Origin of the sequence: Streptomyces sp. A2-16 (genome assembly GCF_018128905.1) — a bacterium.
Lineage (GTDB): Bacteria > Actinomycetota > Actinomycetes > Streptomycetales > Streptomycetaceae > Streptomyces.
In genome coordinates this window covers 5,100,839-5,124,197 of record NZ_CP063808.1, presented here as the reverse complement: position 1 = coordinate 5,124,197, position 23,359 = coordinate 5,100,839, and the positions used below count along the sequence as shown (strand labels likewise).

Here is a 23,359-nt window from a genome sequence, read left to right as displayed (position 1 = left end):
AGTTGGCCATGGAAGCAAGGATGCGAAGAAGGCGAGTCCTGGTCGTCGGAGGGGGCACCTCCGGCAACGCCGTGACCGTCCTGCTGCGGCGGGCGGGCATCGACGTCGACCTCGTCGAGGCCAGGCCGGACTGGAACGTACGCGGTTCCGGCATCACCCTTCAGGGCAACGCCCTTCGCGTGCTGCGCGAGATCGGCGTCTGGGACGAGGTCCGCGAGCACGGCTACGCCTTCGACTCCCTGGGGCTGACGACTCCTGACGGCACCGTGCTCCACGTCGGCGACGTCCTGCGCACCGGCGGAGACGACCTGCCCGCCACCCTGGGCATGCAGCGCCCGGTGCTCCAGCGCATCCTCGCCGACGCCGTCCAGGCATCCGGCGCGACCGTCCACCTCGGCACCACCGCCGACATCCTTGCCCAGGACGACACCTCGGTGACCGTCCGCCTCAGCGACGGCACCGAGGGACGCTACGACCTCGTCGTGGCCGCCGACGGCCTGCACTCCGCGACCCGCGCCGCCATCGGCATCGACGCCGCACCCGAGCCGACCGGCATGGCGATCTGGCGGACACCTGCGCCCCGCCCGGCCGACGTGGAGCGCAGCGACCTCTCCCACGGCGGGCCCTGCTACATCGCCGGCTACACGCCCACCAGCAAGGACACGATCTACGCCTATCTGGTCGAGCCCAGCCGCGACCGCGCCACCATCCCGCCCGAGTCGTACGCACAGGAGATGCGCCGCCTCGCCGAGGGATACGGCGGGGCCTGGGACGAGATACGCGAGTCGATCAACGACCCGGAGCAGGTGAACTACACCTGCTTCGACCAGATGCTGGTGGAGGGGTCCTGGCACCGCGGGCGGGTCGTTCTCGTCGGCGACGCGGCGCACTGCTGCCCGCCCACGCTGGCACAGGGCGCGGCGATGGCCCTGGAGGACGCCTGGGTGCTGAGCCTGCTGCTGACGAGCGAGTCCGCATGGGACACCGACCTGTTGACGCGCTACTACGAGCGACGGATCGACCGGGTCAGGACGGTCGTCGACGCGTCCGTGCGGATCGGGCAGTGGCAGCTCGACGGGGTGCACGGTGACGTTCCCGGCCTCATCGACGCCACCATGACCACCCTCAAGGAGCTGCCGTGACGACCCACGCTCCGCCGCCCGCCGAGGGAAGTCCACCACCCGGTCGCCGCTCCTCCGCGCACGCGGACGCACCTCCGTCCCCGACCGTCGACGTACACGCACACCTCATGATCCCCGAGGTCGAGGCCCTGGTGGCCGGGTGCCCCGGACTCACCGAGGCCAGGGAGCTGGAGGCCCGCCGCAACGGCCCCGCGTCCCTCGCGGTCAGCGGCCCCATGGTCCGAGCCGCCCTGCCCAGGGCCACCGACGTGCGACTGCGGCTGGCCGCGATGGACGCGCAAGGCGTGGACGTGCAGTTGGTCAGTCCCTCGCCGTCGCACTACCACTACTGGGCCGACGAGGAGACGGCCGAGAAGGTGTGCCGGCTCGCGGCCGAGGCCACGGCCGCACACTGCGCCCAGGCGCCCGACCGGCTGTACGGGCTCGGCCTGGTCCCCCTCCAGCACCCGCAGCAGGCGGTGCGGGCCCTGGACCAAGCCCTGGAACAGGGGCTGCTGGGCGTGGAGATCTCCAGCCACGCCCCGGGACGGGAGCTGTCCGACCCGGCGTACGAGCCCTTCTGGGCCCGGGCCGCCGCGACCGGCGCGATCCTCTTCCTGCACCCCTTCGGCTGCACGCTCGACGAGCGACTGGACCAGTGGTACCTGTCCAACACCGTCGGCCAGCCCACCGAGAACGCCGTCGCACTCTCGCACCTGATCTTCTCCGGGGTCCTGGACCGGCACCCCGAGCTGAAGCTGATCGCCGCCCACGGCGGAGGCTATCTGCCCACCCACATCGGCCGCTCCGATCACGCTTGGTCCGCCCGCTCCGACGCGGGCGCGGGCTGCGCCCACCCGCCCAGCAGCTACCTCAAGCACCTGTACTTCGACTCCCTGGTCCACGACCCGCACGTCCTGCGGGCGCTGATCGACGCGGCCGGCGCGGACCGTGTGCTGCTCGGCTCCGACTTCCCCTTCGACATGGGCACCGAGGACCCGGTGGGTGCACTGCGCGCCGCCCGCCTTCCCGACGCCGACTTCCACGCCGTCCGCGGCGGGAACGCGGCGGCCCTGCTGCGCCTGACCTGAACCTCACAGAGGAGGAACCCCCACCATGAGCGCACGTCTGCTGACCCATCTGCGGCACGTCGACCTCGCCGTACCCGACTACGACAAGCAACTCGACTTCTACGCCGGCGTCTGGGGCCTGACCAAGGTCGCCGAGGACTCCGGCATCTCCTTCCTCGCCGCCGAAGGCAGCCCCGAACAGTACGTCGTACGCCTGCGCAAGGCCGAGGAGAAGCGCCTCGACCTGGTCTCCTACGGCGCCGGCTCCACCGCGGACGTGGACACCCTCGCCGAACAACTCCTGACGGGCGGAGTCCAGTTGATCTCCCAGCCGGGCAAGGTGGACACCCCCGGAGGCGGCTACGGCTTCCGCTTCTTCGACATCGACGGCCGCACCATCGAGGTCTCCGCCGACGTGGACGTACGGCAGCACCGCAGGATCGAGGAGAAGGAGTCCATCCCGGTCAAGCTGTCGCACGTCGTGCTGAACTCGCCGGACCTCGACCGGACCCGCGAGTGGTACGAGCGGCACCTCGGCTTCCGCCACTCCGACACGCTCAGCTCGCCGTACGTCGGCGACGTCATGCACTTCATGCGGATCAGCAACCAGCACCACTCCATGGCCATCGCCAAGGGCCCGCACACCTCCCTGCACCACGTCTCCTTCGAGATGCGCGGACTGGACGAGTACATGCGCGGCTCCGGGCGGGTGATGCGGGCCGGAACCCAGAAGGTCTGGGGGCCCGGCCGGCACCTGGCGGGCGACAACACCTTCACGTACTTCCTCGACCCGCACGGCAACACCGTGGAGTACACGACGGAGCTGGAGGTGCTCGACGAGGACACCTGGCACCCCCACGTCTACGACTTCTCCCAGCCCGAGGTCACCGACCAGTGGGGCACCGCCAACCCCATGAACGAGCTCGTCGCCAAGGAGTCCTTCAACGACGTCGACCGCGGCGTGTTCGTCGCCCCGCCGGTCTGATCCCTCGGAGCCTGGAGCCCCGCATGCGTTTCGCCACCTATGAACACCGAGACCAGCACCGGGTCGCCGTCGTGGCGGAGGACGGCACCCTCCTCCCGGTCCCCGGGGTGCGCTCGCTCACCGAGCTGCTCGGCTCCGGCGACGGACTCGACGCGCTCCTGGACGTCGGCGCCGCCGCGCTCGACGCCCCGCCGGGCCCCCATGCGTCCGAGGTGCGGCTGCTTCCCCCGCTGCAGCCGCCCACGGTGCGGGACTTCGTCACCTTCGAGGAGCACGTCGAAGGGGTACGGCGCTCCGTGGACGGCGTCGGCGGGGTGCCCGAAGCCTGGTACGACGCCCCCACGTTCTACTTCACCAACCCGTACGCGGTCATCGGAGCCCGCGACGACGTCCCCATGCCTCCGGGCAGCGATGTCCTCGACTTCGAACTGGAGGTCGCCGCCGTCATCGGCCGGGAGGGGCGGGACCTGACGCCGGAGCAGGCACGGGACTGCATCATCGGCTACACGGTCTTCAACGACTGGTCCGCACGGGACCTGCAGTCCCGCGAGATGCAGGTCCGCCTCGGCCCCTGCAAGGGCAAGGACAGCGCCACCACCCTCGGCCCCTACCTCGTCACCGCCGACGAGCTGGAGCCCTGCCGCGACGCCGACGGATTCCTGCGGCTGGCGCTGACCGCCGAGGTGAACGGCGAGGTCGTCGGCAAGGACCTGCTCTCCAACATGAGCTGGACCTTCGAGGAGATGGTCGCCTACGCCTCACGCGGCACCGCCGTCCGACCCGGCGACGTCCTCGGCTCGGGCACCTGCGGCAACGGCGGCTGCCTCGCCGAGCTGTGGGGCGTGCGGGGCGAGCAGTCCCCGCCGCCGCTGAAGCCGGGCGACAGAGTCACGCTCACCGTGGAGGGCATCGGCACCGTCTCCAACACCGTGGTTCCCGGCGAGGATCCGGTGCCCGTGCCGACCGCCCGGCGCCGAAGCAGGGAGCGGCCGTGAACGACCCGCACCCCAGGAGACTCGACGGCAAGGTCGTCGTCGTCACCGGCGCCGCGCGCGGTCAGGGAGCCGCCGAGGTCGAGGCCCTGACCCGCGAGGGGGCCCATGTCATCGCCACCGACGTGACCCAGGCCCCCGGCTGCCGCCACCTCGACGTCACCGACGAGGCGCAGTGGGCCCAACTCGCCGCCGAACTGCGGGAGTCGTACGGCCAGGTCCACGGCCTGGTCAACAACGCCGGCATCACCTGGCGCGCCCGGCTCGGCGAGGTGACCCCGGACGACGTCGCCCGGGTCCACGCCGTCAACGTCACCGGCCCGCTCCTCGCCATCCAGCACCTGGCGCCGCTGATGCCACCCGGCTCGTCCATCGTCAACGTCGGCTCCACCGCCGCGCTCACCGGCCACTACCCGGTCGCCTACACGACGAGCAAATGGGCGCTGCGGGGCCTGTCGAAGGCCGCCGCGACCGAGCTCGGCCCGCGCGGCATCCGCGTCAACACCATCCACCCCGGCTTCATCGAGACCGAGATGACCGCCTCCGCCGCACCCGCCTTCCGCGAGGCGAACATCCGCGAGACACCTCTCGGCCGCACCGGCACGGTGGCCGAGGTCGTCCCGCTCGTGGTCTTCCTCCTGTCCGGCGAGTCGTCCTTCATCACCGGCGCCGAGATCCCGGTCGACGGCGGACTCACCGCCCACGGCGGCGTCAAATCCATCTCGGACGCCCTGACTTCACCCCCTGTCGGGCCGGCTTCCTGAAGCCCGCTCGACGCCGTCCGTGCGTACGTACTCCCGACAGATCTACGATCTTGCTCCTTGGTCACTGCGAGAGTGATCCTCACCGGGGGGCGAGAGCTGTGATGAACCACGCGATCGGCATCTTTTTGATCATCGTCGTGGCGCCACTCGTCGGCTTCGTCGGCAACGTGATAGCCGACAACGTGCACGAGGGCGTCGGCCGCACCGTCTCGGTCGGCGGGGCCTTGGCGGTGCTGGGGGTCGCCGTCTGGTTCATCATCCGCAGTTTCTGAGGTTCGGCTCGCCCCTCTGTGCTGCCGCAGCAGCTCAGGATTCGGGGCCGCGGCGGCCGGGGAGGGGAACGGTGAGCCGGCGCCCGGGGTGTGGGCCGTCGTCCGTATGCGGGCGTCTGCCGCCTTCAGCTTGCCGGCGTGTGTGCCGTGCCCTTGGTACGGATGCGCTGACTGAGAAACAGAGCCGCGCGCTCCAGTGCCTCGTCGGCTTCGTCCAGAACACCGGCGAACGCCTGGAAGACATGAGGAACGTCAGCGGTGATGTCCAGGACGACGTCCACTCCGGCTTCCCTGGCGCGCGTGGCCATGCGTGTGGAGTCGTCCAGGAGTATTTCGTTGGTGCCGGCCTGCAGAAGCATCGGAGGGAAACCGGTCAGGTCGGCGTGGGTGGCGGGGCTGAGCATGGGCTGGTGCGGGTCCTGGCCCGCAAGGTACATCGCCCCGGTGTGTTCCAGGCCCTCACGCGTGAAGAACGGATCGATGCCCGCCTTGTTGTCCATGCTCCCGCCTGTCCGCGCCATGTCGAGTCCGGGGGAGAACGCCACGATCGCGGCGGGCATGGGCAGGCCCGCGCCGCGAGCGGCGAGGCAGGTGGCAGCAGTGAGGCCGCCACCGGCGGAGTCCCCGGCGAACGCGATCGCCGAAGGGTCTTCGCCGCTGTCGAGAAGTGCGCGATAGGCGCTCAGGCCGTCCTCGATCGCGGCCGGGAACGGGTGCTCAGGGGCAAGCCGGTAGTCCACCGAGAACGCCCTGAATCCTGTTCTGGTCACCAGGTTCCCCGTCAGCGACATCGCCGTCTCCGGTGAACCGACCACGTAGGAGCCGCCGTGGAAGTAAAGGATTGTCCCGGCCTTCGGAGTGCCGGCCGGCTCGACGAGCAGCGCGGGCCGACCGCCGAGCGTCGCAGTCCGAGTGCGGATCCCAGCCGGGACGATCATTTCGCCCATCATCGCCCTGAACCCGGCGCGGAGCTCCTCCACCGACCGAGGGCCCTCAGGCCTGGGCCGCCGGACCATCGCGTCGATCTCCGCGCGCTGCTGCCTGCTCATTACCGCCTCCATCGCAAGTGCATGCCAAGGAACTATATTCCTAGGAATGTGTATGGATGCTAAGATATATGCCATGGCATCTAAGTCAAGCCGTGGCCGGGTCGACCTCCCAAGCTTCTTCGCCGACCTCGTTCGCTGTGAGACGCGCCTCTACAACGCGCTGAACGACCGTCTTCGCGAGCAACACGGGATCGTCACCTCACAGTTCGAATTCCTGCGCTTCCTGCGCGACCACCCCGGGGCCCGGGTGGCGGACCTTGCCGCTGAGTTCGCCATCGGGATCGGTGCGACCAGCAAGGGCATCGACCGCCTGGAGAAGCAGGCCTGGGTCATACGGCGAACCAATCCATCGGATCGTCGCTCATCACTGCTGGACCTGACCGATGACGGCCTGCAACTCGTCGAGGCGGCGGAAGCGACCTTCACCGAAACGCTGGCCGAGCTGACCGCGGGCGCCCTCGGTGGCCCCTCAGGACTGGCCGCCGTACAGGTCCTTTCTGAGCTTCGCTCCGTGCTCGAACGCGACCAGATCGGCCTGCCCACAGGCTGACCGGCAGGTGCATCCAGTGCGATGGCCGACGGGCCCCGTGACGGTTCCCCTGGGTACTGTCCTGGGATGCGGGTGCTCGGGATCGCTGCGGACAAGGAGAGGGAGGCGTGCGAATGGCTCACGACGGCGACGACCAAGGTGATCGCGCGGATTCTGGTACCGCGTCACGGGGCGGGTCGCCCTCGCATCACGTGACCGCGATGCCCGCCGCTCGCACTCAGAACCTGCGCGTGCTCGAGGGCCGTTACGTTCTCCAGCGTGTGTCCGACGCCCGCGCGCTCGTCCCCGACTCCGACCTGCTCGCGCTTGTGCTCGGTCCGGACGGAGGCGCGGCGATGCGGCGCGACGACACGGCCGAGGACGGATGGGCGGCCCTGTGGAACGGTGATGACGCACACGACCCGGAAGCGACGGGGATGCTGAGCGCTATCGTCGCCCCTCTCGCTGCCGGCGAGCTCCCCGTCTGGACCGCGGCGAGCTATGACGGAGACCTCGTGCTCGTCCCGGCCGACCGACTCGACGAAGCCGTCGGCATGCTTCGCCGGGCCGGCCACCATGTGACCGTATGACGGAGTCGGTTGGTGGATGTGTCGAAGTGGTCACCGTCCGGCGCGAAGAGCGAACCGCACAATGGTGCGCCGGCACAGGGAATTGACCGCATCGGGCCGAGGAAGGCAGGGCCGCCGTCCACTCGCCGCTCCCTCCGTGCCCTTCAACGCCGGCCGCAATCTTGGGACCAGCGGTGTCGACGGTCGTGGCCGTGGCATCGTGGCCGGGTGATGCATGGAGAAGAAGAAGCGGAGTGGCTGGCCACCCTGCGTCCCTCGCGTGTGCGCGAGGTCCAGGCCGGTCGCCTGGCCTGGACCGAGGTCGACCTGATCGACATCGGGGGCGGGTCCACGCACGCGTTGCGTGAGGGGCTGGAAGTCTTCGGCGTCCAGGTGAACCATCTGCGCATCGGTCAGCCCCGTCACCTGGTGGCCGCGCTGGACGGCAGCAGGCCGATCGCGCCCTATGTGGTCGTGTCCTGCCACGGCGACGAGGGACGGATCCTGATGGAGGAGGTCGCCGAGGAACTGGCCAGATTCCAGCCGTTCAACGGCGACGTGGGGCCGGACCGCGTACGCGAGCATTTCCGGCTGCCGGGCAGCGTCACTCTCGTCACCGGATGCGACACGGGGGAGCCGGCGCTTGCCGACGCCTTCCTTGACGCCGGTGCCGGCATCTATATCGCCCCTCGCGGCGCCCCTTTCGGCTATGCGAGCGTGTTCGCCCCGTTGTTCTTCTTCTACGAGCTCACCGAACAGCGCACCCCCATGCAAGCCGTCGAGCGCCTGCGCGCGCACGACGGCGAACTGGCCATGTGGCAGCTGTACCAACGCTGATCCCAACCTCTGCGGCTGTGCCCGAGTGTGCGACGTCATGGGCGGCCGGCGGGGCTACGCGCCGGGCGGCGAGCACGCGATGTCGGAGACTGTCGTGGCCGGTGAGTCCGCCCGACCGGGTGCGGTGGAGGCGTTCTCGTCGAGTCCGCGGGTGCTGTGGATCCGCAGCAGTCCGTCGATGCCGCGCACCAGTGTCTCGCCGGCCAGGACGGGGTCGCCGAGGTAGCCGGCGCTCATCGCGCCGTCGCGGAGCATGACGAAGTGCCGACCGGCGTGCTCGGCCTGCGCGACCTCGATCTCGGCGAACAGCGCGGTGATCGTCTGCAGGAACCACTCGCGGTGCTGTACGACGGCACGGTGGACGGGGTGGCCGGGGTCGGGGAACTCCGCTGCCGCGTTGAGGAAGGCGCATCCGCGGTATCCGGGCGAGCGGATCTGCTCGACCAGTGACGTGCCGATACCCCGCAGGATCCCGTCGGGCGGTAGATCCGAGGCCGTCAGGGAGTCGATCTGCGTGTGGATCGCCTGGTCGACACCGGCGATGTAGGCGACGGCAAGGTCTTCCTTGCTGCGGAAGTGGCGGTAGAAGGTGGCGTTGGTGACCTTCGACTCGGCGACGAGACGATCGACCCCCACGGTGTGGATGCCCTCCGCGTAGAAGAGCTGCCCGGCGGTCTTGAGGAGCCGCTCCCGGGCCTCGGAAACTCTCCTGCCTGTGCCTGCTGCCGTCTGCGCCATCCCCCCAGTGTAGCGGGTAGAACGCTCTCTCTTGTCTTCACGGCGAGGATGTGCCAGTCTCCAGACAAGAAAGACCGTTCTCTCTTCCTCGCGTTCATTGGAGTACTCCATGGCATCCGTCGTCTCCGCCGAGCACATCGACTCCGCGCCCGCCCTGCGCCGGCTGTACGTCATCCGTTTCGTCTTCGCCGTCGCGTGGGCGCTGCTCCTGCTGCTCTTCGGCTCCGATCTCACCGCCGGGGCCAGGCTGCTGCTGTTCCTCTATCCCGCCTTCGACGTGGTCGCGGCCGTCGTCGATACCAGGTCGGCGCGTGCCGCCGGGCCGGTCAAGGGTCTGTACGCCAACATGGCCGTGAGTGCGCTCGCCGCCGTCGGAATTGCGGTCGCCGGCGCTTCGGGTGTGCCCGACGTTCTGCGCGTCTGGGGCGCGTGGGCCGTCGTCTCCGGCCTGGTCCAGCTCCTCGTGGGTGTGGCGCGCCGACCGATGGGCGGCCAGTGGGCGATGGTGGTCAGCGGCGGGATCTCGGTGCTGGCGGGCGCGAGTTTCATCCGGAGCGCCGCACAGGACGACCCCTCACTCACCGCCCTCGCCGGCTATGCCACGCTCGGAGGGATCTTCTTCCTCGTCTCGGCGCTCCGCCTGTGCCGCTCGTCCCGCAGGGGCTGATCGGAGGCGATCGCGGATCGCGGCGACCGCACGCGGCACGCGCGTCAGGGACGCACCCGACAGGGTCCCTCCCTGACGCTGGGACAGTGCGACGGGTTCCCGCAGTGACGTTGTCCCACGGCGACGATGCAGTGATGCAGGCGGCGGTCTACGCGACGAGCTCTGGTCGGCCCATGTGCAAGCTCCGTAGGCTGCGCGTATGAGCGGTCCGCGAATGACCTTGCAGACCCAACTGGTGCTGCGGGCCTTGCTGGAAGGGCCCGCCAAAGAGCGCTACGGCCTCGAACTGTGCGCATTGGCGGGACTGCCGTCGGGCACGATGTACCCGATCCTGGCTCGTCTGGAACAACTCGGCTGGGTGGACAGCGCTTGGGAGGACCCCGCCGTGCACGAGGAGACCGGCCGTCCGCGTCGCCGCTTCTACCGGATCACCGAGGACGGTGCCGGGCAGGCACGGAAGGCCCTCGCCCGCTCGTACCGCGCCCGCAAACAGCCCCTGCCGGGCTGGGGCGCCGATGGGGGAGTGCCATGAGGGTCCGGCGCCGGTCAGCCCCCCGACCGGGCGAGTGCCGCTTCGCCGACACCGCCTGTCCCGCCCGCCCTTGGACCCCCGCCTCGGAGCCGCACGACACGCGTGTGAGGCCCCGGGAGTTCTCCCGCCCAGAGCCTCACGCGGCGCTTCCGCTCGCCGGTCTCGCGGTGCTTGTGTCAGCTACGCCAGACCCACATGGAGCTGATGCGGTCGTTGGCCGACCACGGGATGTTGTCCCCTGTGCAAATGCCGCAGTAGTAGATCTGGCTGCCGTAGTTGCTGTTGTCGTAGCCGCTGATGCTGTTGCAGGTGCCGAACAGCCTGTAGGAGCTGATGCGGTCGTTCCAGTCGTCGCCGACGTAGGCGAAGCCGTAGCCCGAGGCGTCGCATCCGCCGCTGCTGCCCCTGATCTGAGTGCTGGCACCGCCCTCGTTGGCGTCCGCGTACCACGTCATGAGCAGCGTGCTCTGGATGCTCGCGGGCTGGACCTTCGCTGATGCCGCTCCCGTGGTGCAGGTGTGTGACAGGACCCGGGACGTGGTCTGCCCCGGCTGGAGTTCGTCCAGGACGATGACGCAGTTCCGGGTCGTGTGGGCGTCCGCTGCGGTGGCTGCGGACGAGTAAGTGCCCGTCAGGGCCAGCACGGTGGCCGTGACGGCAGTGGCCGCGGCCGTACGCCCGCGGTGCAGTCGTCGGAACATGATTTCCCCCATTCCGGGCCCGGCCCGGGCGGCCTCAGCCCGCGGTGCACGCTATTTCTGACGTGCGCGCATCAGCAATCTCTTCGAGTGGGGTCGAAAAGTCCCTGCCCGGACACCTGACTTGACCTGACTGTCGCTGCCCTGACGAGGCTGCCGTAGCCACCTCTCACGCTTTCAGGCCCGATGACACCCGCGCTGCGAAGCGCACCGGGAAAGTGAGAAGTGAAATGATGTTCGACCACGACGGAACGCCTGTCGGTACGGGCCGCACCGCCGTCAACGGAGCGAGTCTGCACTACCGGACGGCCGGCTCCGGCCCCGCAGTGGTGCTGCTGCACGGCGTGCCCAAGACCAGCTACCACTGGCGCCACCTGGTCCCCAAGCTGACACCCCATTACACCGTCGTCGTACCGGACCTTCGCGGCCTCGGCGACTCCGCCCGCCCGGCGGACGGCTACGACTCCGCGATGATGAGCGACGACATCGCCGAGCTGATGACCCACCTCGGACACGAGAGGTACACGGTGATCGGTGAGGACTGGGGAGCGGTGATCGGTTACCAGGTCGCCGCCCGCCACCGCGACCACGTCAACGCCCTCGTGTTCGCCGAGGCCCTGTTCCCCGGATTCGGCTTCGAGGCCCACACCGCGCTCACCCCCGAGAACGTCGCCGGCGGCCTGCACCTGTGGCATCTCGGCTTCTACTTCCAGCCGGACGTACCGGAGATGCTCATTTCAGGCCACGAGCGTGAACTGATCACCTACATGATCAAGTCCGAACGCAGCCACCCCGACACCGCCACCCCTGACGCGGTCGACGAATACGTGCGCTGCTACTCCATGCCCGGCGGCATCCGCGCGATGCTCTCGATATACCGGGCGATGCTCGTCGACGCCGAACAGAACCGGCAGGCCGCTCGGAAGAAGCTGGACATCCCGGTGCTGGCACTCGGCGGTTCGGCGTTCCTCGGTGATCGCAACGAGTCCCAGATGCGGCTCATGGCCCACGACGTCACCGGCCACGTCTTCGACGCCGGACACGACCTCGCCGAGGAGGTAGCGCAGGTACAGCCGATGACCTCGCGCGTCCAGGAATGAGTCCTTGCGGCACTCAGTTGGTTCTGACATGAGCGACAGGGTGGTGCAGACATGAGTGAGGCAGTGGTAGCGAGCGCGTACGGCGGCCCCGAGGTGCTGTCGGTGATCGACGAGGTCGTCCCGGAGCCCGGTCCGGGTCAGGTGCGCATCGAGGTTCGTGCCGCCGGTGTCAACCCGTTCGACCACAAGGTGTACAGCGGCGCCTTCGGAACCGATCCGGCGAAGCTGCCCCTGCGGCTGGGCGTGGAGGCAGCCGGTGTGGTGACCGCCGTGGGCACCCGTGCGAACGGTCCCTCCGGCCCGGTCGCGGTCGGCGACGAGGTGATCGTCTACCCAGCGGCAGGCGCCTACGCGGCCGAACTCGTCGTCCCCGCCGCGTCGGTGGTGCCCAAGCCGGCCGGCCTGTCCTGGGAGGAGGCGGGAGGCCTGATGGCCGCCGGCGTCACCGCCGTGCACGTTCTCGAGGCGATCGGTCTGCGCAAGGACGAGACGGTACTGATCCATGGTGCGGCCGGGGGAGTGGGCCTGGTCGCCGTGCAATGGGCGGTGGCCCGTGGCGCCACGGTCGTGGCGACGGCGAGCTCGCCCAAACACGACCTGCTGCGCGACCTCGGAGCTGTCCCCGTCGCCTACGGGGCCGGCCTGGCCGACCGGGTACGCGCGGTGGCGCCCCAGGGCGTCGACGCGGCGGCCGACCTGGTGGGCACGGACGAGGCCGTGGACGTCTCGGTGGAACTCGTGGCCGACCGTTCGCGCATCGCCACCATCGCGGGGTTCGTGCGCGGGGCCCAGGCAGGCATCAAGCTCCTCGGCGGTGCGCCCGGCGCGGACCCGGGCACGGACGTCCGCGAGGCCGCTCGGCTGCAGCTCGTCGAAGCAGCGGCGGACGGGCGACTGCGCGTCCTGATCGCCGGCAGCCACCCGCTGCGCGAGGCCGCTGCGGCCCATCGTCAGATCATGACCGGTCGCACCACGGGGAAGATCGTCCTGGTGCCATGACCCCCTCCCGGTCCGGTCGAGGACCGACTCCGATCGACGGTCGCGCGTGAGCCCACGGGGCTCGTCACGTTCCCGGGAAGCCGACAGGCAGGAGGCCGTCGAGTACGCCGTCGACGGTCCCGCCCGCCTGGCGGCGCAGATTGACCACGGCCTGGCAGGCGGTGACGGACCCTCGGGTTGTTCGACCCGTCCCGCACCGGTTTCCTCCCCGTCGCCTCGCCCGCTTTCCGAGCCCGAGAAGGCCGCCAGGCGTCCAGAGATGACGGTTCGCCGGCTGTCCTCGTATGACCGCCGACGAGAGAAAAGAAATGTGCGGCCAGGGTCATACAGATGTGTCCTCCGGAGCGTCAACGGCTTGTAAGCACAGGCCAGTCAGACCTCGCCCCGGGAGCATGCCGATGAAGCGCACCGACGACCCACGCCGGACGGTGGTACCGGGTGGACGCCGCACGCGACGCGCGACCACCGCGGTGGGTGCGATCGCCGCGCTGGCCTCGCTCGTCCTGACCGGGTGCACGGCGGCCACGGACGCGGCCCACCACGCAGCGCCGGCCGCACAGGCCAAGGCGACCACCGCGGGCGAGAAGCTCACCTACGCCCAGGATCTGCGGATCTCCGACGCCGAGCAGCATCTGATCACGAGCTGCATGCGGAAACAGGGTTTCCGCTTCTGGGACGAAAAGCCGCTGAGCCTGGAGGAGAGCCGGCCGATCGGCTACGTCCAGGACGACGTCGACTGGGCACGCGCCCACGGCTACGGCAGCCGGATCATGGCGAAGGAGGACCGCGCCCGGCTGCGCAACCCCAACATCGCCTACCGGGCGTCCCTTTCCCGCTCGCGCCAGAAGGCTTACGACATCGCGATGGACGGTGGCCGCGACGCCGTGGTGCTGAAGTCGCCGACGCCGTCCGGCGGCACCATCACCAAGCAGGTGGGCGGTTGCGCCGGCCAGGCCGAGAAGACGCTGTACGGCGATCCGGCGGCATGGTTCCGCTCCGACTCGACCGTCAGCAACCTGCGTCCCCTGTATGTCGGCAAGCTGCTGCGGGACAAGGAGTTCACGAGTGCGGTGGACGCCTGGTCGCGCTGCATGAGCAAGGCGGGCCACCCCTTCGCCGACCCCGACGCGGCCCGCCGATCCACGCGCGAGCACAGCGCGGAGCAGACGCGCGCCGAGGAGGCCAGGACCTTCGCGAACGAGACGCGGATCGCGGTCGCCGACGCCACCTGCGCCCGCGCGGTCTCCCTCCGGTCGATCGGCGAGCGGCGCGAGACCCACTACGTCGGCGAACTGACCGCCAAGTACGGCAACGCCCTCGACGCCCACCGGCGCATGCAGCGGCACGCCCTCACCCGCGCCGAGCACATCGTCCCGGCCCGCACCTGAACCGGGCCGCGGCACAGACCCTTTGACCCTCCGTGACCCCGCGTCACGGACAAACCCTCGCGACGACGTTCGCGGACCGTCACCCCCACCCACGCTTCCCACGAGGCGGAAGCAGAACAGGAATCCGTCATGCGCAAACTGACCGTATCCGTCGCCACTCTCGGCCTGGCGGCCCTCGGCATTGCCATCCCGGCCACGGCCCACGCGGGCCCCGGTTGCAACGCCAACTGGAACAGCCACGGCCGTGACGGCAACGTCCGCGCCTGGGACGGCACCGACTGCGGCGGCGAACTCCTCGGCGTCACCCCCGGCAGCGACCCGGCATGGGGCGACGGCCTCGGCCCCTTCCAGGGCAGCGACGTGAACCGCGCCTCGTCCGTCATGAACAGCGGTTTCGTCGGCGGCAAGGACGTCGTGGCCTTCTACTACCTCAAGGAGTACGACGACAGGGCGTACGGCTGCCTCAAGCCGGGCGAGAAGTACGTGGACGACCTTGGCCGGAACCGCTACACCAACGGCGTGTACATGAACAACAGCATCGAGTCGCACACCTGGGTGACCGCGAGCGCCTGCGCCCCGGGCTCTTTCATCAGCTGACCCCTGTCACAGGTCCGGTCACGGCCCGTCGGCGTCGCGCCGACGGGCCGTGCCGTCATGACCGGCTCGAGTCTCGGTGCCCTCGGCGGCCTGACACCCCTGCCCATGTCTCCTGCGCGGACAACACCAGCTGGTCGCCGCCGGTCTCCGGCATGCTCGTGCTCCCCACCTTCGCCGCTCGCGTGTGAACATGGGCGAGGTCTTCACCAGCGACGACACCCGTGATGTCCTCATCGCCGGGCGGGCAGCCCAGGCTTCCGACCTGTTCAGCCGTCCCCGTCACCGAGGCGGCTGGGAGGGCAGGGGATCGGGGATGACGCGGTCGGCCCTGGCCGCGTCGGCGAGGGCGGCGGCTGCGGCTTGTTCGGCCTGCGCGGTGTCGCTGGCCGCATCCGCCGGCCTGTCGGCTGCGGCCTTCTCGCGGGTGGCCGGTGACTGCGGCAGCGCCTCGGTGAAGGCGCGGGACACCCCCTGGAGCGCCGAGGTGACCTCGCTGGGGATCACCCAGAACGTGCTGCCCGCGCCCTGCGCGAGCTGTGGCAGTGTCTGGAGGTACTGCCAGGCGAGCAGCTTGGGGTCGGGGTCGTTGCGATGTACGGCCTGGAAGACCTCGTCGATGGCCCGGGACTGGCCCTCGGCCTGGAGAATCGCGGCGGTGCGATTGCCCTCCGCGCGCAGCACCGCGGCCTGCTTGTCACCCTCGGCGGTGAGGATCTGTGACTGCCGCTGGCCTTCGGCGGTGAGGATCGCGGCCCGCTTGTCGCGTTCGGCCCGCATCTGCTTCTGCATGGCGTCCTTGATGGACTGCGGTGGATCGATGGCCTTGATCTCCACCCGGTTGACCCGCAGCCCCCACTTGCCGGTGGCTTCGTCCAGCACACCACGGAGCTGGCTGTTGATGGTGTCTCGCGAGGTGAGGGTCTTCTCCAGATCCATGGATCCCACGACGTTGCGCAAGGTCGTGACCGTGAGTTGCTCGACGGCCTGGAGGAAGTTGGCGATCTCGTAGAAGGCCGCGCGTGGGTCGGTGACCTGGAAATACAGCACGGTGTCGATCTCGACGACCAGATTGTCCTCGGTGATGACCGGCTGCGGCTTGAAGGAGACGACCTGTTCGCGGAGGTCGATCAACGGGTGGACGCGGTCGATGTAGGGGATGACGAGGCTGAGGCCAGGAGTCAGGGTGCGGTGATAGCGGCCGAGCCGTTCGACATTGCGGGCGCGCGCCTGGGGCACGATGCGCACCGCCCTCACCACGGTGAAGACCGCGAACAGTGCGAGGATCAGACCGGCTATCAGGAAAGCCGTGGTTTCCATGGTTTCAGTCCCGGGGGTAGACGAGCGCGGTGGCACCACTGATCTCTATGACGTCGACGGTCTTTCCAGCGGGAATCACCAGCGTTTCGTCATAGGGGCGGGCCGTCCATTCCTCACCGTCGATGCGGACGCGGCCGCCCAGGTCCGTCACTTCCGTGAGGACATAGGCAGACTTGCCGACGAGTGCGTCCACACCGAATCGGGCCGCTTGGGGCTGGATCAGGTGGCGCAGTGCGATGGGGCGTACGACCAGCACGCTGACCGTGGCGACGGCGGCGAACACCAGGAACTGAATGGGCAAGGGCAGTCCGAGTGCGGCGCAGAGTGCCGTGACCATCGCGGCCGCACTCAGCATCCCGAGTGCAGCGGTCAGGGTGAAGATCTCTGCCACAGCCAGCACGGATGCGATGATCAACCAGATCAGCCACGGCTCCATTGCGTGCCTCTTCTCGCCTGAGCGGATGAGGATGGACTTGCCTTCTCCTCCAATTGGACTCCGGCAGGAGACAAACGCGATACCCCTGAGCAAGAAACACCCCGATTCACAGGAGTCGGCCGGGCCGGGGCAAGCCGAGCGACCACCCCACTTGATCGGCCCCGCTTTCACGGATGGGGCTCGGCACTCGGGCGGGTCGCGGTGCCGAGGACGAGGACGGATCACGCCGATCGGCCATGTGGTGTGGCCGGAATCGGGCGGGCGAGGTGGGTGGTGAACCAGTCGCAGGCCAGCCGGGCGGCCGCCTGCAGGGTGCCGGGCTCGGTGAAGAGGTGTGTGGCGCCGGGGACGACGGCGAGCCGGTGCACGCAGTGCAGTCGCTCGGCGGCGCGTCGGTTGAGGCCGAGTACCCGGGTGTCGCGGCTGCCGACGACGAGGAGCGTCGGGGCGCGTACCTGCTCCATTGCGGTGGCAGTGGTCAGGTCGGGGCGGCCGCCACGGGAGACGATCGCGCGGATGCCGGAGTCCGGTACGGCGGCGGCCTCCAGCGCCGCGGCCGCACCGGTACTGGCGCCGAAGCAGCCCACGGTCAGGGCTGTTTCGTCACTGAGCCAGAGGGCGGCGGCGTGCAGGCGTCGGGCGAGCAGGACGATGTCGAAGACGTTGGCGCGGTCGCGCTCCTCGTCCTCGGTGAGCAGGTCGAGCAGCAGTGTGCCCAGCCCGGCCCGGTTGAGGACGCCGGCGACGTAGCGGTTGCGCGGGCTGCCCCGGCTGCTGCCGCTGCCGTGCGCGAAGGCCACCACCGCCGGGGCGGAGCGGGGCAGTACGAGCCGTCCTCCCAGCCGTACACCGGTGGCCGGGACCTCGACCTCGTGGGTCGGCGGCTCGGGTGCGGAGACCGGGGGCAGCGGGGACGGCGTGGGCCGGGCGGCCCGGGCGAGCAGCTCGGTCACCTCGCTGTCGGAGGTCTGGGTGAAGTCGTGGTACCAGGCGCCGACCGCGGCGAGGAAGTGGAGGGTCTGCAGGCACACCACGTCGTCGGCCACTCTCCGCAGACGTGCGACCACGGAGGCCGGGCCGACGGGCACCGCGAGCACGATCCGGGCCGCGCCCCGGCCTCGGACGACCTGGCAGGCCGCCTCGGCGGTGGCGCCGGTGGCCAGACCGTCGTCCACGATCACCACGGTCCGCCCGTCCACCGGAACGGGTCCGCCATCGGGGCGGTAGCACCGCACACGGCGCTCGAGCTCGCTCCGCTCTGCCTGTTCCACGGTGTCCTGCTCGGCCGGGCCGAGCCCGGTCTGGTCGAGCACGTCGTCGTTGAGGACGCGCACTCCACGCTCCCCGATGGCGCCGAAGCCCAGCTCCGGCTGCCAGGGCACGCCCAGCTTGCGCACCACCAGTACGTCCAGCGGCGCGTCGAGCGCCCGAGCCACCTCGTAAGCCACCGGTATCCCGCCGCGCGGCAGACCGGCCACCACGATGTCCTGGCCGCGCAGGAACTCCAGGCGCCAGGCCAGCTGCCGCCCCGCCGCCCTACGGTCGTCGAAACGCATGGCACACCGCCTCTCCGTCTCTCCTGATTGCAGCGCGTGGGCGAGCACGGCAACAGAGACGTCCGGCCCCGATTCGGGACCATCAGACCCTTCCGGAACCTCTCCTCCGGGACGGGGCGTCCAGCGGGAGCGTTGTCGGACGGCTCACCGCGAGCGGGTCGGTGGCAAGGGGCTGGTGGGCATGAGCTGTGCCCCATGGGTTCAAGCGTTGTCCGGCACACCGTCCAAGGCTGGGCAGTGGATGAGGAGTTGCCCGGGCGTCAGCCGGACGGCAGAACGAAGGGAGCAGGGCGGTGATGTACCGCAGAATCAAGGACGTCATGACCCACGAGGTCGTGAGTACCGGCGGGCAGACGTCGTTCAAGCAGGTCGCGCGGCTGCTGTCGGACAACCGCATCAGCGGTCTGCCCGTGGTGGACGGTCAGGAGAAGGTCGTCGGAGTGATCTCCGAGACCTATCTCCTGCAGCATCAGGCGCAACAAGCGGAGGAGCACGGGCGCAGGCACGTCCGCCGTCCGAAGCTGACCCGCTCGGCCCGCACGGCCGCGGCCAAGGCCCGGGCAAGGACCGCGGTTCGCCTGATGACCCGGCCCGCGATCACCGCCTCCCCGGACCACTACCTCACGGAGGCCGCGAAGATCATGAGCGAGCGTGACGTGGAACGGCTCCCGGTGGTCGACGACACGGGTCGCCTGGTCGGCATCGTGACCCGTGGTGACCTGTTGCGGGTCTTCCTGCGCACGGACGAGGAGATCCGACGTGACGTGATCCGGCGGGTGACCTCGGGGCTCGATGTTCCCCGCTACGCGGTGGATGTCGGTGTCGAGGCGGGAGTGGTGACACTGAAGGGCTTGCTGGAACTGCGCGACGATGTCGAACTCGCGACGCGGATCGCCGCTCAGGTGGATGGTGTCGTGGCGGTCAGCAGCCGCCTCACCCATCGCCGGACCGGCAGCCGGGCACGCTCCGCCGCCGGGGCCTTCGGTCATATGTGAGGACGAGTCCTGACGAGGGTGCGGTGGTCCGGTGGGTCCCCTGGAGAGCCGTTCGACCCATGCCGAGGAGCCTCAAGCGGTTGCGAGACTCGAAGACGAGTTCGCGAGCCGGTGATGAGGAGCAGGTTCTTCACCCAGTGCCTCGTCACCGACGTTCCCCGTGGCCGCCAAGGGCGATCACGGACGGGCGTGCGGGTCTCGTGGACGGCGCCGGTTCGGGGACCGGCGCAGACCGCTGAAGCGGTCCTCGGGAAAGGGGCGGGCCGGTCACCCGCCCCGGCGCCGGGCCCTGCCGGGCCGACGGCGACGACTTTGTCGTCGTAGGTGATTCTCGTACGGCCGACGGGTCCGGCGCCTGCCTTTTCAGGCGGTCTTCCAGGAGATGACTCGGGCGGTCTTCCGTCACGTGACACAGGGCGGCAGTCGGATTTTTCGGGCCGTGAAGTGGTCTGTTCGGCCCTGGCGGTCCTGCTGTGCCCCGCCTGTAGTGGAGGAGAAGGGTGCACGGCAGGAGGGGAAGCCAAGGAGGGGTGAACGATGGGCATCAGCGGCGACTGGTACAACGAGATCGGCTCACACATGCGGATCACGGCAGATCCGACCGGCTGCGTCAGGGGCACCTACGTCTCGGCCGCCGGGCACGCCGTGGGGACGTACCCGTTGATCGGCCGGTGCGAGGCGGCCGGTGTCCCGGACCACGGGACGCCGCTCGGCTGGACGGTGGCTTGGCGCAACGGGCGCACCGACGCGGGATCGGTGACGAGCTGGAGCGGTCAGTACTACGAGGAGGGCGGGGAACGGATCTGCGCCACCTGGCTGCTCACCGCCTCCGCGACCGCGGCCAACACCTGGGAGGCCACGGCCGTCGGGCAGGACGTCTTCACCCGTGAGCCGCCCTCCCCGGAACAGGCCGAGCGGCGGCTGCGGACCGCCGGCGCCTCGGGCCTCAGCCGGGCCGGTGGCGGCGAGGTGACGTCGGTGTGAGACGTGACCGGTCGGGGGCCGGGTGTCAGGCGACGGTGACGTCGTCGTCGAGGTAGACGTCCTGGACGGCGTGGAGGAGCTGGATGCCTTCGGCGGTGGGGCGCTGGAACGCCTTGCGGCCTGTGATGAGTCCGGTACCGCCGGCACGCTTGTTGATGACGGCGGTGCGTACGGCCTGGGCGAGGTCGTCGTGGCCGGAGGAGGCGCCGCCGCTGTTGATCAGGCCTGTCCGGCCCATGTAGCAGTTGGCGACCTGCCAGCGGGTCAGGTCGATGGGGTGGTCGGTGGTGAGCCGGTCGTACACCAGGTCGTGCGTCCTGCCGAAGTCCAGGGCCCGGTAACCGCCGTTGTTCTGGGCCTGCTTCTGCTTGACGATGTCGGCCTCGACGGTGACGCCGAGATGGTTGGCCTGGCCGGTGAGGTCGGCAGAGAGGGCGTAGTCGGTGCCGCCCTTGGTGAAGGCGGAGTTGCGCAGATAGCACCACAGCACGGTGAACATGCCCAGCTGGTGGGCGCGGGCGAACACCTCGGTGACCTCGCGCAGTTGGCGGTCGGACTGTTCGGAACCGAAGTAGACGGTGGCGCCGACGCCGGCCGCGCCCAGGTCGAAGCACTGCTGGACGTTGCCGAACATGATCTGGTCGTGGTGGTTGGGGTGGGTGAGCAGTTCGTTGTGGTTCAGTTTGACGATGAAGGGGATCTTGTGGGCGTAGTGACGTGACACGGCCCCGAGGACGCCGAGTGTGCTGGCGACGGCGTTGCAGCCGCCTTCGAGGGCGAGTTCGGCGATGTTCTTCGGGTCGAGATAGCGGGGGTTGGGGGCGAACGCGGAGGCCGCGGAGTGCTCGATGCCCTGGTCGACGGGCAGGATCGACACGTATCCGGTGCCCGCGAGACGGCCGTGGTCGAAGAGGGCCTGCAGGTTGCGCAGCACCTGGGGCGAGCGGTCCGTCGCGGTCATCACCCGGTCGACGAAGTCGGGGCCCGGGAGTTGCAGGTCCTCTTTGGGAATGCCCTGGGCGGTGTGTGTCAGCAGGTCCTTCGCCTCGTCGCCCAGCAGACCTTGGACGTCGGTCATCGCTCCACCTCCGCGAGGTTCGAACGGCTCTCTCGGCTCACCACCCACCGTGCGGCGCGGCGTGATCGTGCGACAGGGCCGTTCGGTCTCCTGGCGGGGGCCGAACGGCCCTGGAAGCACCTCAGCCGAAGAACACTCCGAACTCGTCGTACAGCGACGGATCCACCACCTTGGTCCTGCCGCGGGTCTCGTCGAGGGGAATGCGGACGATGTCCGTGCCGCGCAGGGCGACCATCGTGCCGAAGTCGCCGTCCTTGACCGCGTCGACGGCGTGCAGTCCGAAGCGTGTGGCCAGCCACCGGTCGAAGGCGCTCGGCGTGCCGCCGCGCTGGACGTGCCCGAGGACCGTCGTGCGGGCCTCCGTTCCGGTGCGCCCCTCGATCTCCTGGGCCAGCCACTCACCGATCCCGGACAGGCGTACGTGGCCGTACTCGTCCAGGGACCGGTCCTTGAGGATCATCTGGCCTTCCTTGGGGACGGCTCCCTCGGCGGCGACGACGATCGGCGCGTAATTGGTCTCGAAGCGGCTCTTCACCCATGCGCAGACCTGGTCGATGTCGAACGGGCGCTCCGGGACGAGAATCACGTTGGCGCCGCCCGCGACCCCGGCGTGCAGGGCGATCCATCCGGAGTGCCGGCCCATCACCTCCACCACCAGCGTGCGCATGTGCGACTCGGCGGTGGTGTGCAACCGGTCGATGGCCTCGGTGGCGATGCCGACGGCTGTGTCGAAGCCGAAGGTGTAGTCGGTGCCGGCCACGTCGTTGTCGATGGTCTTGGGTACGCCGACCAGTTTGATCCCCTGGCGGCTCAGCTCCGTGGCCGCGCCGAGGGTGTCCTCGCCGCCGATCACGATGAGCGCGTCGATCTGGTGCGCGGCCAGGGTGTCCCGGATACGCCGCACTCCGTCGTCGTGCTTGAGGGGGTTGGTGCGGGAGGAACCGAGGATGGTTCCGCCGCGAGGCAGGATCCCGCGCACCTCGGCGATGCCCAGAGGCAGCACATTGCCGTGGAGTGCGCCGAGCCAGCCGTCGCGCAGTCCGACGAAGGTGTAACCGTAGTCCTGGGTTCCCTTGCGGACGACGCTGCGGATCACGGCGTTGAGACCCGGGCAGTCACCGCCGCCGGTCAGTACTGCGATCTTCATGGCTTCCTCCCTTTCTCCCCGGGCGCAGGCCGGCCTTCGCCCACGACGTGATGCGTCGCGGGCCGGCTCCGCGCTGTGCACTCGGAGAGCCAGGTGTCTCTTTGTCCATCATGAGCGCCCGGGCCTTCGGCGGCGAGTTTCCCGAGATCTGGGCACTCACTTCTCGGCAGGGGCTTTCCCGGAGGCGTCGAACCGGTACCCGATGTGTGCGGAGACCGAGACCACGCCGTCGACGTTGCGGCACAGTCGTTCGATGATGGGGATCAGGCTGCTGGCCTCGACGGCTCCCCGGAGGGTCACCCTCCCCTCGTGGACCTCGGCCGTCACGTCCGAGGGGGCGAGCTGCAGTGTCCGCTGCAGCACGTCCTTGGTGATCTCGTCGCGAATGGCGTCGTCCCGGCGCAGGAAGACCCGCAGCAGGTCGCCGCGGCTGACGATGCCCACGAGGCGGTCCGCCTCGTCCACCACGGGCAGCCGTTTGACATTGCGGAGCGCCATGAGACGGGCCGCCTCCGGGACGGTCCAGTCAGCACGTGCGCACAGGGCGGGAGCTGTCATGAGTTCCTCGGCGGTGGCGCCTTCTGCCTTGGCCCGCTCCCACGCCTCCAGGTGCGGCTTCGGAGTCCGGCTGAACGGGTCGGTCCGGGTGGAGCACTTGCGCAGCAAGTCCGCCTCGGACACGACCCCCAGGGGGTGGTCCAGTTCGTCCACCACGGGTACGGCGGTGATGCCGTTGTCGGCCAGCAGCTCGACGATCTCCTTGAACGGCGTGTCGCGCCGGGCCCGGACGACATCATGGCTCATCAGGTCGGCAACAGTACGGTGCTGCATGTCGTCCTCCCTTCGTGGCATGACAGCCTGCGCGGTCACATCTCAAGCGTGTCAGGGACGGGCCGTCCGCAGGAGTGCCGCTCAGGACCCGTTCAGGTCCGGTCGGAC

The 23,359-nt window shown here is 69.6% G+C and carries 26 protein-coding genes; 17 read left to right on the top strand and 9 right to left on the bottom strand.

Annotation, left to right across the window (positions count from 1 at the left end):
* Nucleotides 1-20: 20 nt before the first annotated feature.
* The 6 genes from IOD14_RS22990 to IOD14_RS22965 all read left to right on the top strand — a co-directional run bounded on the left by IOD14_RS22990 (nt 21) and on the right by IOD14_RS22965 (nt 5,204).
* Nucleotides 21-1,142, top strand: a complete 1,122-nt coding sequence (locus IOD14_RS22990) for an FAD-dependent oxidoreductase (RefSeq protein ID WP_212671378.1) — start codon at nt 21-23, stop codon at nt 1,140-1,142.
* The gene (locus IOD14_RS22985) at nt 1,139-2,212 is read left to right on the top strand and encodes an amidohydrolase family protein (RefSeq protein ID WP_212671377.1); all 1,074 of its coding nucleotides are present in this window, start codon (nt 1,139-1,141) and stop codon (nt 2,210-2,212) included. Before IOD14_RS22990 ends, IOD14_RS22985 begins: the two co-directional genes overlap by 4 nt.
* Before the next feature lie 25 nt (nt 2,213-2,237).
* Nucleotides 2,238-3,176, top strand: a complete 939-nt coding sequence (locus IOD14_RS22980) for a VOC family protein (RefSeq protein WP_212671376.1) — start codon at nt 2,238-2,240, stop codon at nt 3,174-3,176.
* Nucleotides 3,177-3,199: 23 nt separating this feature from the next.
* A complete protein-coding gene (locus IOD14_RS22975) occupies nt 3,200-4,171 on the top strand; it encodes a fumarylacetoacetate hydrolase family protein (protein WP_212671375.1) in 972 nt (323 codons plus the stop codon).
* The gene (locus tag IOD14_RS22970; protein WP_212671374.1) at nt 4,168-4,932 is read left to right on the top strand and encodes an SDR family oxidoreductase; all 765 of its coding nucleotides are present in this window, start codon (nt 4,168-4,170) and stop codon (nt 4,930-4,932) included. Before IOD14_RS22975 ends, IOD14_RS22970 begins: the two co-directional genes overlap by 4 nt.
* A 101-nt stretch (nt 4,933-5,033) precedes the next feature.
* Complete coding sequence (locus tag IOD14_RS22965) at nt 5,034-5,204, top strand: hypothetical protein (RefSeq protein WP_212671373.1); 171 nt, start codon at nt 5,034-5,036, stop codon at nt 5,202-5,204.
* Nucleotides 5,205-5,329: 125 nt separating this feature from the next.
* Here the strand turns inward: IOD14_RS22965 and IOD14_RS22960 are convergent, their stop codons facing one another.
* The gene (locus tag IOD14_RS22960) at nt 5,330-6,253 is read right to left on the bottom strand and encodes an alpha/beta hydrolase (protein ID WP_212671372.1); all 924 of its coding nucleotides are present in this window, start codon (nt 6,251-6,253) and stop codon (nt 5,330-5,332) included.
* A 73-nt stretch (nt 6,254-6,326) separates the two neighbouring features.
* Here IOD14_RS22960 and IOD14_RS22955 point away from each other — a divergent pair, with 73 nt between their 5' ends.
* From IOD14_RS22955 to IOD14_RS22945, 3 genes are all read left to right on the top strand, one after another.
* Nucleotides 6,327-6,803 carry a MarR family transcriptional regulator gene (locus tag IOD14_RS22955; RefSeq protein WP_123986699.1) on the top strand — a complete coding sequence of 159 codons (477 nt, stop codon included), beginning with the start codon at nt 6,327-6,329 and terminating at the stop codon, nt 6,801-6,803.
* A gap of 200 nt (nt 6,804-7,003) precedes the next feature.
* Nucleotides 7,004-7,372, top strand: coding sequence for an ACT domain-containing protein (locus tag IOD14_RS22950; protein ID WP_249126290.1), 369 nt, complete (start codon nt 7,004-7,006; stop codon nt 7,370-7,372).
* Nucleotides 7,373-7,633: 261 nt separating this feature from the next.
* Entirely contained in the window at nt 7,634-8,188 is a 555-nt protein-coding gene (locus IOD14_RS22945) for a hypothetical protein (protein ID WP_249126031.1), read from the top strand.
* A 54-nt stretch (nt 8,189-8,242) separates the two neighbouring features.
* Here IOD14_RS22945 and IOD14_RS22940 read toward each other — a convergent pair whose 3' ends face one another.
* Nucleotides 8,243-8,926, bottom strand: a complete 684-nt coding sequence (locus tag IOD14_RS22940) for a TetR/AcrR family transcriptional regulator (RefSeq protein ID WP_123986697.1) — start codon at nt 8,924-8,926, stop codon at nt 8,243-8,245.
* A 109-nt stretch (nt 8,927-9,035) separates the two neighbouring features.
* Here IOD14_RS22940 and IOD14_RS22935 point away from each other — a divergent pair, with 109 nt between their 5' ends.
* Nucleotides 9,036-9,593: a hypothetical protein gene (locus IOD14_RS22935; RefSeq protein ID WP_212671371.1), complete on the top strand. Its 558-nt coding sequence runs from the start codon at nt 9,036-9,038 to the stop codon at nt 9,591-9,593.
* Between the two features lie 199 nt (nt 9,594-9,792).
* A complete protein-coding gene (locus IOD14_RS22930; protein ID WP_249126030.1) occupies nt 9,793-10,125 on the top strand; it encodes a PadR family transcriptional regulator in 333 nt (110 codons plus the stop codon).
* 176 nt (nt 10,126-10,301) lie between these two features.
* Here the strand turns inward: IOD14_RS22930 and IOD14_RS22925 are convergent, their stop codons facing one another.
* Nucleotides 10,302-10,826, bottom strand: coding sequence for a hypothetical protein (locus tag IOD14_RS22925; protein ID WP_123986695.1), 525 nt, complete (start codon nt 10,824-10,826; stop codon nt 10,302-10,304).
* A 227-nt stretch (nt 10,827-11,053) separates the two neighbouring features.
* On the opposite strand from IOD14_RS22925, the gene IOD14_RS22920 reads away from it, so the two are divergent.
* From IOD14_RS22920 to IOD14_RS22905, 4 genes are all read left to right on the top strand, one after another.
* The gene (locus IOD14_RS22920) at nt 11,054-11,923 is read left to right on the top strand and encodes an alpha/beta fold hydrolase (RefSeq protein WP_212671370.1); all 870 of its coding nucleotides are present in this window, start codon (nt 11,054-11,056) and stop codon (nt 11,921-11,923) included.
* 51 nt (nt 11,924-11,974) lie between these two features.
* Complete coding sequence (locus IOD14_RS22915; protein ID WP_212671369.1) at nt 11,975-12,922, top strand: NADP-dependent oxidoreductase; 948 nt, start codon at nt 11,975-11,977, stop codon at nt 12,920-12,922.
* 398 nt (nt 12,923-13,320) lie between these two features.
* Complete coding sequence (locus tag IOD14_RS22910) at nt 13,321-14,310, top strand: hypothetical protein (RefSeq protein ID WP_212671368.1); 990 nt, start codon at nt 13,321-13,323, stop codon at nt 14,308-14,310.
* A gap of 129 nt (nt 14,311-14,439) precedes the next feature.
* A complete protein-coding gene (locus IOD14_RS22905; RefSeq protein WP_123986693.1) occupies nt 14,440-14,907 on the top strand; it encodes a hypothetical protein in 468 nt (155 codons plus the stop codon).
* Nucleotides 14,908-15,186: 279 nt separating this feature from the next.
* On the opposite strand, the gene IOD14_RS22900 is transcribed toward IOD14_RS22905, so the two are convergent.
* From IOD14_RS22900 to IOD14_RS22890, 3 genes are all read right to left on the bottom strand, one after another.
* Complete coding sequence (locus IOD14_RS22900; protein ID WP_123986692.1) at nt 15,187-16,224, bottom strand: SPFH domain-containing protein; 1,038 nt, start codon at nt 16,222-16,224, stop codon at nt 15,187-15,189.
* Between the two features lie 4 nt (nt 16,225-16,228).
* Entirely contained in the window at nt 16,229-16,660 is a 432-nt protein-coding gene (locus IOD14_RS22895; protein WP_123986691.1) for an NfeD family protein, read from the bottom strand.
* 221 nt (nt 16,661-16,881) lie between these two features.
* Nucleotides 16,882-18,216: a phosphoribosyltransferase gene (locus IOD14_RS22890; RefSeq protein WP_123986690.1), complete on the bottom strand. Its 1,335-nt coding sequence runs from the start codon at nt 18,214-18,216 to the stop codon at nt 16,882-16,884.
* 296 nt (nt 18,217-18,512) lie between these two features.
* On the opposite strand from IOD14_RS22890, the gene IOD14_RS22885 reads away from it, so the two are divergent.
* Together IOD14_RS22885 and IOD14_RS22880 are read left to right on the top strand one after the other, a co-directional pair.
* Nucleotides 18,513-19,211: a CBS domain-containing protein gene (locus IOD14_RS22885; RefSeq protein ID WP_249126289.1), complete on the top strand. Its 699-nt coding sequence runs from the start codon at nt 18,513-18,515 to the stop codon at nt 19,209-19,211.
* A gap of 537 nt (nt 19,212-19,748) precedes the next feature.
* Nucleotides 19,749-20,195 carry an avidin/streptavidin family protein gene (locus IOD14_RS22880; protein WP_123986688.1) on the top strand — a complete coding sequence of 149 codons (447 nt, stop codon included), beginning with the start codon at nt 19,749-19,751 and terminating at the stop codon, nt 20,193-20,195.
* Nucleotides 20,196-20,220: 25 nt separating this feature from the next.
* On the opposite strand, the gene IOD14_RS22875 is transcribed toward IOD14_RS22880, so the two are convergent.
* The 3 genes from IOD14_RS22875 to IOD14_RS22865 all read right to left on the bottom strand — a co-directional run bounded on the left by IOD14_RS22875 (nt 20,221) and on the right by IOD14_RS22865 (nt 23,251).
* Nucleotides 20,221-21,273, bottom strand: coding sequence for a class I fructose-bisphosphate aldolase (locus tag IOD14_RS22875; RefSeq protein ID WP_123986687.1), 1,053 nt, complete (start codon nt 21,271-21,273; stop codon nt 20,221-20,223).
* Nucleotides 21,274-21,394: 121 nt separating this feature from the next.
* On the bottom strand, nt 21,395-22,420 hold the full coding sequence (locus IOD14_RS22870; RefSeq protein ID WP_123986686.1) for a 6-phosphofructokinase: 1,026 nt from the start codon (nt 22,418-22,420) through the stop codon (nt 21,395-21,397).
* Nucleotides 22,421-22,576: 156 nt separating this feature from the next.
* Nucleotides 22,577-23,251 (bottom strand): CBS domain-containing protein, encoded by a 675-nt coding sequence (locus IOD14_RS22865; protein ID WP_123986685.1) that lies wholly within the window; start codon nt 23,249-23,251, stop codon nt 22,577-22,579.
* Between the last annotated feature and the right edge of the window lie 108 nt (nt 23,252-23,359).